General features: G+C 62.6%; 9 protein-coding genes and 1 pseudogene. 6 read left to right on the top strand and 4 right to left on the bottom strand.

Annotated features, from left to right (window positions below; all coding sequences use genetic code 11):
* Window positions 1-158: 158 nt before the first annotated feature.
* The 4 genes from M5C56_RS18435 (at window position 159) to M5C56_RS18420 (ending at window position 6,267) form a co-directional block, all read left to right on the top strand.
* Window positions 159-1,211, top strand: coding sequence for a 2,5-dihydroxypyridine 5,6-dioxygenase (locus M5C56_RS18435; RefSeq protein WP_103498261.1), 1,053 nt, complete (start codon window positions 159-161; stop codon window positions 1,209-1,211).
* Between the two features lie 246 nt (window positions 1,212-1,457).
* A complete protein-coding gene (locus tag M5C56_RS18430; protein ID WP_100940725.1) occupies window positions 1,458-1,907 on the top strand; it encodes a MarR family winged helix-turn-helix transcriptional regulator in 450 nt (149 codons plus the stop codon).
* Between the two features lie 291 nt (window positions 1,908-2,198).
* A complete protein-coding gene (locus M5C56_RS18425; RefSeq protein ID WP_103499675.1) occupies window positions 2,199-2,675 on the top strand; it encodes a (2Fe-2S)-binding protein in 477 nt (158 codons plus the stop codon).
* Window positions 2,676-2,691: 16 nt separating this feature from the next.
* The gene (locus M5C56_RS18420) at window positions 2,692-6,267 is read left to right on the top strand and encodes a molybdopterin cofactor-binding domain-containing protein (protein WP_103499674.1); all 3,576 of its coding nucleotides are present in this window, start codon (window positions 2,692-2,694) and stop codon (window positions 6,265-6,267) included.
* Window positions 6,268-6,392: 125 nt separating this feature from the next.
* Here the strand turns inward: M5C56_RS18420 and M5C56_RS18415 are convergent, their stop codons facing one another.
* Entirely contained in the window at window positions 6,393-7,034 is a 642-nt protein-coding gene (locus M5C56_RS18415) for a TetR/AcrR family transcriptional regulator (RefSeq protein WP_248745693.1), read from the bottom strand.
* Between the two features lie 127 nt (window positions 7,035-7,161).
* The gene (locus tag M5C56_RS18410; RefSeq protein ID WP_103499676.1) at window positions 7,162-8,214 is read right to left on the bottom strand and encodes an NAD(P)-dependent alcohol dehydrogenase; all 1,053 of its coding nucleotides are present in this window, start codon (window positions 8,212-8,214) and stop codon (window positions 7,162-7,164) included.
* Window positions 8,215-8,393: 179 nt separating this feature from the next.
* Between M5C56_RS18410 and M5C56_RS18405 the strand changes: the two genes are divergently transcribed.
* A complete protein-coding gene (locus M5C56_RS18405; protein ID WP_103499672.1) occupies window positions 8,394-9,287 on the top strand; it encodes an AraC family transcriptional regulator in 894 nt (297 codons plus the stop codon).
* Here the strand turns inward: M5C56_RS18405 and M5C56_RS18400 are convergent.
* Window positions 9,248-9,502, bottom strand: a complete 255-nt coding sequence (locus tag M5C56_RS18400) for a hypothetical protein (protein ID WP_247263275.1) — start codon at window positions 9,500-9,502, stop codon at window positions 9,248-9,250. The two genes, M5C56_RS18405 and M5C56_RS18400, sit on opposite strands and share 40 nt — an antisense overlap.
* Window positions 9,503-9,578: 76 nt before the next feature.
* Window positions 9,579-11,243 carry an electron transfer flavoprotein-ubiquinone oxidoreductase gene (locus tag M5C56_RS18395; protein WP_103499671.1) on the bottom strand — a complete coding sequence of 555 codons (1,665 nt, stop codon included), beginning with the start codon at window positions 11,241-11,243 and terminating at the stop codon, window positions 9,579-9,581.
* A 562-nt stretch (window positions 11,244-11,805) separates the two neighbouring features.
* Here M5C56_RS18395 and M5C56_RS18390 point away from each other — a divergent pair.
* Window positions 11,806-11,931 (top strand): annotated as a pseudogene (locus M5C56_RS18390) (electron transfer flavoprotein subunit beta/FixA family protein); the annotation flags it as partial.

The raw sequence follows: 11,931 nt of genomic DNA, 5'->3' as shown, positions 1-11,931 counted from the left end.
TGGGTGTGTGTGAGTTTGTAACGTTTTGGTCTGCTGCTTGCAGAGCGCTGTGAATTCAGGTCTTATCGATACTAAATGGTGTGTACGCTATAAAAACGCACTAGACTGAAGCGTCGCGCCTCGACTTGGTGCAGCGCGAGCGAAGAGGAGAGAGGAAAATGCCGGTAAGTGATTGCGAACTGACGCAAATGTTCGAACACGTGTTGAAGCTGTCGAAAGTCGACTCGACCCAGAGTGTCGCGGTGCTCAAGAGTCATTACTCCGATCCGCGCACCGTGCGTTCGGCGATGGAGGCGGCGCAGCGCCTGGGGGCCAAGGTGTACGCGGTGGAATTGCCGTCGTTCAACCACCCGACGGCCATGGGCAACGATATGACCGCCTACTGTGGCGACACCGCGCTGACCGGCAATATCGCCGCGCAGCGGGCGCTGGAAGCGGCGGATCTGATCGTCGACACCATGATGCTGCTGCACTCGCCGGAACAGGAGCAGATTCTCAAGACCGGCACGCGCATCCTGCTGGCGGTGGAGCCGCCGGAAGTGCTGGCGCGGATGCTGCCGACCGAGGCCGACAAGGTGCGGGTGCTGGCGGCGGAAGAGCTGTTGAAGAAGGCCCGTTCGATCCATGTGACCTCCCGCGCCGGCAGCGATTTCCGCGCGGCGCTGGGGCAGTATCCGTCGGTGACCGAGTATGGTTTCGCCGATGAACCGGGGCGTTGGGATCACTGGCCGAGCGGCTTTCTGTTCTCCTGGCCGAACGAAGAAACCGCCGAGGGCGTGCTGGTACTGGATGTCGGCGATATCCTGCTGCCGTTCAAGACCTACACCCGGGAGAAGATCACCCTGGAGATCGAGAAGGGTTTTATCACCTCGATCCACGGTGGTTTCGAGGCCGGGTACCTGCGCGACTACATGAAGTATTTCAATGATCCCGAGGTGTATGGCATCTCCCATATCGGCTGGGGCCTGCAGCCACGGGCGCAGTGGACGGCAATGGGGCTGCACGACAAGAACGACGGCATGTGCATGGATGCCCGGGCGTTCTATGGCAACTTCCTGTTCTCCACCGGGCCGAATACCGAGGTCGGCGGGACGCGCAAGACGCCGTGCCATATGGACATTCCGCTGCGCCATTGCGATGTGTACCTGGATGACCAGGCGGTGGTGATCGGCGGTGATGTGGTGGCGCCGGAGGCGTCGCGGGCGCGCTGAGTCTGGGGTGAAGGGGCTGTCAGTGAGACTTTTGGTGGTCTTGCGGGCCCCTTCGCGGCGGTGCGGCGATCCGACAAGCCCTGCTCCTACAGGTTTTTATGTCGTGCGCAAAATCGGTGTTCGACGCCAAACTGTAGGAGCAGGGCTTGCCCGCGAAGAGGCCGGGCCAGACAACCTCACACTTGAGTCTGCCCCCCAACCTGTCCATCATGCCTGCCCATTCTCCCTCGCCTTTTCGAGCCTGCCGTGCCGGATACTCCTGATTCCAACCCTTATGTGTTTTCCGAACAAGTCGGCCACCTGCTGCGCAAGGCCTACCAGCGGCATATGGCGATCTTCCAGCAGAATGTCGGCGACTCGCAGCTCACCGCCGTGCAGTTCGTCACCCTGTGCGCGGTGCGCGATCACGGCCCCAGCTCCCTGACCGAACTGGTCAAGGCCACCGCCGTGGACCAGGCGACCATTCGCGGCATCGTCGAACGGCTCAGGGCCCGTGAGTTGATCACCCTGGAGCCGGACCCGGAAGACCGGCGCAAGGTCATTGTCGGTTTGTCCGAGGCCGGCAGCCGGCTGGTGCAGCAGACCGTGCCCTGCGCGGCGAAGATCAGCGAACTGACCATGAGCAACCTCAATCCCGCCGAACAGGTCGCGGTGCTGTTCCTGCTGCGCAAGATGATCGACGACCGCGACGAGTAACCCTTTCTGGATGCGGGCCTGTGTGGGAGCGGAGCTTGCCCGCGAAGAACGATGACGCGGTCTAGCTGAAGAACCGCGGTGTCCCCCTTTCGCGGGCAAGCTCCGCTCCCACAGGTTTTGTGTTTCTCCAATGCCATGGTCGGACGCCTGAAAGTCCAACTGGCACTCTTCTTGCTCTCCTTTCATGTAGTAACCACTTCATCGAAAAAAGTGTGTCGTCAGGAGACATCGTTCTCAACCCATGCCCTTTTCATGTAGTAGTTACTTCATCAAATGAAGCGAGCGCATTCCATGACGATGCAGGAAATCACGGTAGCCCTTGAGGTCAACGGCCAACGACACTCCGTCACGGCCATGGCCGATACCCCGCTGTTGCTGGTGCTGCGCAACGACCTGCGGCTCAACGGCCCCAAGTACGGCTGCGGCCTGGGGGAGTGCGGCGCCTGCACGGTGATCGTCGACGGCGTGGCCGCGCGCTCCTGCGTGTTTCCCCTGGCCGGCGCTGAGGACCGGCAGATCGTCACCCTCGAAGGCCTCGGCAGCCGCGAGGCGCCACACCCGGTGCAACAGGCCTTTATCGACGAGCAGGCCGCCCAGTGCGGCTATTGCCTGAACGGCATGATCATGACCGCCAAGGCCTTGCTCGACCGTATCCCGCACCCCAGCGAAGCGCAGATCCGCCAGGAGCTGTCGGCCAATCTCTGTCGTTGCGGCACCCATATCGAAATTCTTCGCGCGGTGCTGCGTGCCGCCCGTCCATTGCCTTGAACCAGGATCGACGACCATGAGCGACGCCATCCCCACCCGCGACCAATGGCTGGCCAAGACTGGCGTGCTGCTGATCGTCGACGATATCCTGCCGCCCTCGGGGCCGGTGGCCAAAGGCGGCACGCCGCGGGTCTTGCCCAAGGAGCTGGGGCTGTTTATCGCGGTCAACGACGATGGCCTCGTCTATGCCTTCAACGGCCATGTGGACCTGGGCACCGGTATTCGCACCTCCCTGGCGCAGATCGTCGCCGAGGAGCTGGACCTGGAGGTGGAGCAGGTGTGCATGGTGCTCGGCGACACCGAGCGCGCGCCGAACCAGGGCGCAACCATTGCCAGCGCGACCTTGCAGATCTCCGCGATTCCCCTGCGCAATGCCGCGGCCGAAGCCCAGCGCTTCCTGCTGGAGCGGGCCGCCGGGCGCTGGTCGCTGAACGTGGCGGCGCTGCGGGTCGAACGCGGTATCGTCAAGGCGCCGGATGGCCGGGCCCTGAGCTACAGCGAACTGGTGGCGGGCGAGCACGACCAGTTGCGTATCAGTGGCAGTGCGCCGCTCAAACCGGCCGAAGACTATCGGCTGGTGGGCAAGGGCACGGCGCGGGTGGATATCCCGGCCAAGGCCACCGGCGAGCTGATCTATGTCCATGACATGCGCGTGCCGGACATGCTCCATGGTCGGGTCGTGCGCCCGCCTTATGCCGGTTTCGATTGCGGCGACTTTGTCGGCAACAGCCTGCTGGAGGTCGATGAGTCATCCATCGCCCATATCCCCGGGATCGTCGCGGTGGTGGTGATCCGCGACTTTATCGGGGTGGTTGCGTTGCGTGAAGAACAGGCGGCGAAGGCGGCGCGGGAACTGCGGGTACGCTGGAAGGACTGGACGCAGAAGCTGCCGGACCTGAGCGATGTCGAGCAGGCGATCCGCGACAACCCAAGGATCAAGCGCACGGTGCTGGACCAGGGCAATGTCGATGTGGCCCTCGCCGGCGCCAGCCAGCGCATGCCGCGCACCTACCTCTGGCCCTATCAGATGCATGCTTCCATCGGCCCATCCTGTGGCTTGGCGGATTATCACGAGGAGGGCATCCGGGTCTGGTCCGGCAGCCAGAATCCGCACCTGTTGCGGGCCGACCTCGCCTGGCTGCTGGAGTACCCGGAAGAACGTATCGAGATCATCCGCATGGAGGCTTCTGGCTGTTACGGCCGCAACTGCGCCGATGACGTCTGTGCCGACGCCCTGTTGCTGTCCCGCGCCGTGGGCAAGCCGGTACGGGTGCAACTGACCCGTGACCAGGAACACGCCTGGGAACCCAAGGGCACGGCGCAATTGATGGACATCGATGGCGGCCTGAATGCCGATGGCAGCGTGGCGGCCTACGACTTCGAGACCAGCTACCCGTCCAATGGCGCACCGACCCTGGCCTTGCTGCTGACCGGGCGGGTCGAGCCGGTGGCGGCAATGTTCGAAATGGGCGACCGCACTTCGATCCCGCCTTATGCCTATGAGCATATGCGGGTCAGCATCAACGACATGTCGCCGATTGTCCGGGCGTCGTGGATGCGCGGGGTGTCGGCCTTGCCCAACACCTTTGCCCATGAGTCCTATATCGACGAGCTGGCCTTCGCCGCCGGGGTCGATCCGGTGGAATATCGCCTGCGTTACCTGCCGGACCAGCGGGCCGTGGACCTGGTGAAATCCACCGCCGAGCGAGCTGCCTGGACCCCGCGCACCGCGCCGATGCAAACGCCGAACGAAGACCACCTGCTGCGCGGTCGCGGCTTTGCCTATGCGCGTTATATCCACAGCAAGTTTCCCGGCTTCGGCGCGGCCTGGGCGGCCTGGGTCGCGGATGTGGCGGTGGACCGGCAGACCGGCGATGTCTCGGTCACCCGGGTGGTGATCGGCCATGACTCGGGGATGATGATCAACCCCGACGGCGTGCGGCACCAGATTCACGGCAATGTGATCCAGTCCACCAGCCGGGTGCTCAAGGAGCGGGTGACCTTTGAAGAGTCGACGGTGACGAGCAAGGAGTGGGGCGGTTATCCGATCCTGACCTTTCCCGAGGTGCCGCAGATCGATGTGCTGATGATGCCGCGCCAGAGCGAGCCGCCCATGGGCGCCGGCGAATCGGCCTCGGTGCCGAGCGCGGCGGCGATTGCCAATGCGATCTTCGATGCCACCGGGATTCGTTTTCGCGAACTGCCGATTACCCCCGAGCGGGTGTTGCAGGCGCTCAATGCCGGCACCGCCGGGGATCCGCCGAAGTCTCCGGAGAAACGTTCGAAATGGTTGTTCGGCTCGTTGTTCGCGGCCTTCGGCGCGCTGGTCGGCATGGCCGCCACGGCCTGGCCCTGGCATGGGGAAATCGCGCCTATCGCACCGCCCAGTGCCGGGACCTGGTCGACGGCGACCCTTGAGCGTGGGCGCTTGCTGGCGGCGGTCGGCGATTGCGCGGTGTGCCACACGGCGCCGGGTGGTGTAACCAACGCCGGCGGGCTGGCGATGGAGACGCCGTTCGGCACGCTGTACAGCAGCAATATCACCCCGGATGTGAAGACCGGCATCGGCAGTTGGTCGTATCCGGCCTTCGAGCGGGCGATGCGTGACGGCATCGGTCGTGACGGGCGCAATCTGTATCCGGCGTTTCCCTATACGGCGTTTCGCAATATCAACGATGCCGATATGCAGGCGCTGTATGCCTACCTGATGTCCCAGGCGCCGGTCAGCCAGGCGGCCAAGGCCAATGCAATGGGTTTTCCGTTCAACCAGCGGCCGTTGATGGCCGGCTGGAATGCCCTGTTCCTGCGCAAGGGGGAAATCCAGGTGCAGCCGCAGCGTAGCGAGCAATGGAATCGTGGGGCTTATCTGGTCAACGGATTGGGGCACTGCGCGGCTTGTCATTCACCGCGCAATCTTCTGGGTGCGGAGAAGGGCGGGGCAGCGTTTCTGTCCGGGGCGATGGTCGATGGTTGGGAGGCGCCGGCGTTGAACGGTTTGTCGAAGGCGCCGACGCCGTGGACCGAGGATCAGTTGTTCAGCTACCTGAGCACCGGTTACTCCGATGCCCATGGCGTTGCGACGGGGCCGATGGGGCCGGTGGTCACCGAGTTGGCGAAATTGCCGAAAGAGGATGTGCGGGCGATGGCGGTGTACCTGGCGTCGCTCAATGGGGCGCAGGCCGAAGCGCAGGTGGTGGAGAAGGCGACCCGGCCGGTGGCCGCTGCGCAGAAGGTGGTGCCTGAGGTGAAGTTGTCACTGAGTAACGGTCAGCGCCTGTTCGAAGGTTCCTGCCAGGGTTGCCACGCCGATGGGCTGGGGCCGAAGTTGTTTGGAGTCAGCCCATCACTGGCGACCAACAGCAATGTGCACAGCGATGTGCCGGACAATCTGCTCAAGGTGATCCTGCAGGGTATCCAGAATCCGGCGACCCGGGATCTGGGTTATATGCCGGGATTCAAGGACAGCCTGTCGGATACCCAGGTGGCGGAGTTGGCGGCGTATCTGCGCAGCCGGTTTGCCGGCGAGGCGCCGCCGTGGCAGGGCTTGGAAAAGACCGTGGCCCATGTTCGAGCGAATCCTGGTACTCACTGATGAACGCTATTCGTTGTAGCACCGCAACCCTGTAGGAGCCTGGCTTGCCGGCGAAGAGGCCCTCAAGACCGCTAAAAGCTTCGCTGGCAAGCCAGGCTCCTACAGGTCCGTGGGGTTTGCAGAATTTAAGGCAGGCGCAACACCCCGCGCACCACCAGGTCACTGATAAACGCCAGCCAGTCCTGCTGCTGGCGTTTCTCCGCCAGCGGTTCCCCCAGGAACGAGCTCAGGGTGTGCTGGTTGGAGTTATAGAAATAACAGAGCGAGGCGATCATCAGGTACACATGCTTGATATCCAGGTCCTGGCGAAAGATGCCCTTGGCCTGGCCGGCCTCGATGATCGGGCGCAGCACGCCCACCGCTTCACCGGAAAGCCGGCGCAATTCACCCGACTGCTGCGCATGCCGCCCCTTGTGCAGGTTCTCGATGCTCAGGATGGCGACGAATTCGGGGTGCTTGACGTAGTAGGTCCAGACGAAGGCCACCAGGTCCTGCAAGGCTTGCAGCGGTTCCTCGAGGTTCAGCTTGAGCTTGCTTTCGGCTTTGTTGAACTGCTCGTAGATATGTTCCAGCACGCAAATGAACAGGCGTTCCTTGCTGCCGAAGTAGTAGTAGAGCATGCGGTCGTTGGATTCGGCCTCGCGGGAGATGCTTTCGACCCGGCCGCCGGAATAACCGTCGCGGGTGAACACCTTCACCGCCGCCTTGAGAATACGCGCGCGGGTCTGGTCGGCTTGCTGGGCTCTGATGCCGGTCTTCTTGTTCACGTCGGCATTCCTTCTGTGGGTCGGAAAGGGACGCGAATATAGCATGGGGGCCGTTGCGTGGATGCAGGCCCGGTGGGAGGGGCAGGAGCCGGTTTACCGGCTCCTGCCGTGGCGCACGCAGCCTTGATCAGGCCTTGAGGGTCGCCATGTCGATCACGAAACGGTATTTCACATCACCGGCGATCATGCGGCTGTAGGCCTCGTTGATCTGGCGGATATCGAGCATCTCGATGTCGCAGGTGATGCCGTGCTCGGCGCAGAAATCCAGGACTTCCTGGGTTTCGGCAATGCCACCGATCAGCGAACCGGCCAGTACCCGGCGCTTGAGCACCAGCTTGGCGGCATGCAGTGCCGGGTCCACCGGCTCGATCAGGCCCACCAGGATATGCACGCCGTCGAAGGCCAGGGTGTCGAGGTAGGGGTTGAGGTCGTGCTGCACCGGGATGGTATCGAGCAGGAAGTTGAAGCGGCCCGCGGCGGCGGCCATCTGCCCGGCATCGGTGGACACGATCACATGGTCGGCGCCCTGGCGACGACCTTCCTCGGCCTTGCTCGCCGAACGGGTGAACAGGGTGACTTCGGCGCCCATGGCCTTGGCGAACTTGATGCCCATATGGCCCAGGCCGCCCATGCCGAGAATCCCGACCTTGTCCCCCGGCTTGACGCCATAGTGCTTGAGCGGCGAGTAGGTGGTGATGCCGGCGCAGAGAATCGGCGCGGCGCTGGCCAGGTCGAGTTTTTCCGGAATGCGCACGACGAAGTGTTCGCTGACCACGATGCTGTCGGAGTAACCGCCCATGGTGTTGCTGCCATCGACCCGATCCGGGGTGGCGTAGGTCATGGTCGGGCCTTCCAGGCAGTATTGCTCCAGATCGGCGGAGCAGGCTTCGCAATGACGGCAGGAGTCGACCATGCAGCCGACGCCCACCAGGTCGCCGACCTTGTGCCGGGTAACGTTGGCGCCGACGGCGGTGACCTTGCCGACGATTTCATGGCCGGGCATCAACGGGTAGACGGCAATGCCCCACTCGTTGCGGGCCTGGTGGATATCGGAGTGACAGACGCCACAGTAGAGGATCTCGATGGCGACATCGTCAGGTCGCGGCGAGCGACGCTGGAAGGACATGGGGGCGAGGGGCGTGGTTGGCGACTGGGCGGCATAACCGATGGCGGTGTACATGAGGAGCCTCGCAAAGCTGTGACGGTTGAGGCGATGCATTGTCGGCGTCGAAGCTGGACACGGCCATGGCGATTCCTCCGCGTGTCTTGCCTATTCCTCCGGTATCGCGTTTTCGCCATTCGCCTGTGTCCCCGGACCTGCGAAGATGTTCCCATCCCTTTTTCCGTGAAGTTTTTGCCATGCAGTTGACCCGTCATCTGGACGCCAATGCCCCCCTGGTTGCGCTGATCGAGCCCCTGGCCACCCGTGACGGCTTCGTCCCGACCCTGTTGCCGGGCGTGCAGGTGTTGCGCGTCGGCTGTGATGTGGCCCGTGGTCCGCAGATCTACGAGCCGAGCCTGATGATCATTGTCCAGGGCAGCAAGCTGGCCTACCTGGGGGTGCGGACCCTGGAATATGGCGCCGGACACTATCTGATCCAGGCCCTTTCGGTGCCCTTCGAGTGCGAGACCTTTGCCGGCAGTGATGGCGCGCCCCTGCTGGGGATTTCCGTTGCTATCGACCGGGCGGTGCTGGGGGAGCTGGTCTTGGCCATGGGCTTCAACCATGATAGCCCGGCGGCGGCCCAGACCCCGGAATCCATGGCCTCGGTGGTGCTGGATGACAGCATGCGCGGTTGCGTCGAACGCTTGCTGCGTTGCCTGCGGGACCCGCTGGAGTGTCGTGTCATGGGTGAGGCGCGGGTGCGCGAGTTGTTGTTCGCCGCCTTGCGCGGGCCGCAGTCGGAAGTGCTGCGTGCGCTGGTGGAGCAGCAGGGGCATTTTTCCCGGATCGCGGCGTCCCTGGGTCTTTTGCATGCCCATTACACCGAGCCCTTGAACGTCGAGACCCTGGCCAGTTGCGCGAATATGAGCCTGTCGACCTTTCACGAGCATTTCAAGCGCGTCACCCTGCTGTCGCCGGTGCAATACCTCAAGCGTCTGCGCCTGCTCAAGGCGCAACAATTGTTGCTGGCCGACGGCCTCGGTGTGGCGCAGGTCGCCCATCGGGTCGGGTATCAGAGCTCCTCGCAGTTCAGTCGCGAGTACAAACGCTACTTCGAACGCAGCCCCGGGGACGAGCGGGCGGCTTGAACCTGGCTTGACGCGCAGGCCGCCACCTCGCCGATCACCAGGATCGCCGGGCTTTTCAGCGCGAACGCCAGGGCGCGCCAGACCTTGAGCGGTTCGCGCTCCAGCAAAGGACGGGGGGCGCCGCCGTAGGCTTCCGGGGCGATATAGCTGGGCGTGCCGGCATGGCTTGCCCGCGAAAAGGCCTTGAGGACGCTACAAGCTCCGCGGGTAAGCACAAATCACAGCCAAGCTTGAGATTATTCTTAAGTAAGCAAAAAGGCCCCGAAGGGGCCTTTCTGTTGTAGCGAGGACTTACATGTTCGGGTAAGTCGGGCCGCCGGCGCCTTCCGGGGTGACCCAGGTGATGTTCTGCGAAGGGTCCTTGATATCACAGGTCTTGCAGTGCACGCAGTTCTGGGCGTTGATCTGGAAACGCTTCGCACCGTCTTCCTGGGTGATCACCTCATACACACCGGCCGGGCAGTAACGCTGTGCCGGCTCATCATAGAGCGGCAGGTTCTTGCCGATCGGAATGCTCGGGTCTTTCAGCTTCAGGTGGCAGGGCTGCTCTTCTTCATGGTTGGTACCCGAGATGAACACCGAGCTGAGCTTGTCGAAGCTGAGCTTGCCGTCCGGTTTCGGATAATCGATTTTCGTCGAGTCCTTCGCCAGCTTCAGGCAGGCATAGTCCGGCTTGGTGTCGTGCAGGGTGAACGGCAGTTTGCCGCCGAAGATATTCTGGTCGAGCCAGTTGAAGCCGGCACCGACGATCGGGCCGAACTTGTGCATCGCCGGGCCGAAGTTGCGGCTGGCGAACAATTCTTCGTACAGCCAGCTCGATTTGAACGACTCGACGTAGCCGTGCAGCTCATCGCCACCCTCGGCACCGGCCAGCAGCTTCTCGGCCACGGCTTCGGCGGCGAGCATGCCGGACTTCATCGCGGTATGGCTGCCCTTGATCTTGGCGAAGTTCAGGGTGCCCAGGTCGCAACCGATCAGCGCGCCGCCGTTGAAGACCATCTTCGGCAGCGAGTTCAGGCCGCCCTTGCAGATGGCGCGGGCGCCGTAGCTGATGCGCTTGCCGCCTTCCAGGTACTGTTTGAGCACCGGGTGATGCTTGAGGCGCTGGAACTCGTCGAACGGCGACAGGAAGGTGTTGCTGTAGGACAGGTCGACGATCAGACCCACCACCACCTGGTTGTTTTCCAGGTGATAGAGGAACGAGCCGCCGGTGTTCTCGGCGCTCATGATGTCCAGCGGCCAACCGGCGGTGTGCACCACCAGGCCTGGCTCATGCTTGGCCGGATCGATTTCCCAGATTTCCTTCAGGCCGATGCCGTAGTGCTGGGCATCGGCATTGCTGTCGAGCTTGAAACGCGAAATCAGCTGCTTGCCGATATGCCCACGGCAGCCTTCGGCGAACAGCGTGTACTTGCCGCGCAGTTCCATGCCAGGGGTGTAGAGGCCGTCTTTCGGATGGCCTTCACGGTCGACACCCAGGTCACCGGTGATGATCCCGCGAACCACGCCGTTCTCGTCGAACAGCGCTTCCTGGGCGGCGAAGCCCGGGTAGATTTCCACGCCCAGGTTCTCGGCCTGCTGGGCCAGCCAGCGGCACAGGTTGCCCAGGGAGATAATGTAGTTGCCTTCGTTGTGCATGGTCTTGGGCACAAAGAAGTCGGGAACCTTGGTCGAGGTCTCGTGGCTGCGCAGGACATAGATGTCGTCGCGCTTGACGGGGGTGTTCAGCGGCGCGCCGAGCTCTTTCCAGTCCGGGAACAGTTCGTTCAGGGCCCGTGGCTCGAACACCGCGCCGGAAAGGATATGGGCACCGACCTCGGAACCTTTCTCCACGACGCAGACGCTGATTTCCTGACCCGCTTCGGCCGCTTTCTGTTTCAGCCGGCAAGCGGCGGACAGGCCTGCGGGGCCGGCACCGACGATGACCACGTCGAATTCCATGTATTCGCGTTCCACAGACTCTCTCCTACTCAAGGCTCACATTTTTCTAATTGGAGGTTTGGTGTCGCGCTCCAGTATTCCTGCACCACGTCGGGAGGAGGATCACGGATGAGACATCTTTCTCTCTAGGCGGCGCATTATATCTACACCACTACCAGCGTCCAATACAAACGTTTGTTTGAATTCGCTGCAGGCTAGATAAATCAAAGAAGCGCGGCTTATGACTGGCCATTTTGCCGTATTGACCGGAATGGGCGTTCCGGTCAAGATACGGGCGGTTTCGCGCTCGCCGTAGGCTGAATCAAGGATTCAGGAGCCCCTCTAAAGACAGGGCGAAGGCAGTGGGAAGTACAGCGGCATGCCGTTCTGGCGCGGAGTTTACACGCCTTGACGGTTCATGACTGCCCGGTCACGTCCGACGGACGGTATAGGGTGGTCGGCGTTGGTATTTTCCTTATCAAGTGCCGGCGTTTTTGGAGGTGCCCTTGTGCTTCTTATGGAGTCGTGCGCCGTTGAGCATCAACCGCCAGGATGAGTCCTGGCGATTTCCTTTTCACCGGAGAGTAACGAGGAATCCATGAAGGTTCTTGTAGCTGTCAAACGCGTTGTCGATTACAACGTCAAGGTCCGCGTCAAGGCGGACAATTCCGGCGTCGACCTCGCCAACGTCAAGATGTCGATGAACCCGTTCTGCGAAATCGCA

It is taken from the genome of Pseudomonas sp. MWU13-2862, from assembly GCF_023242495.1.
Lineage (GTDB): Bacteria > Pseudomonadota > Gammaproteobacteria > Pseudomonadales > Pseudomonadaceae > Aquipseudomonas > Aquipseudomonas gingeri_D.
Note: the sequence above shows the minus strand (reverse complement) of the source record. Positions and strands in the feature narration are given on the sequence as shown.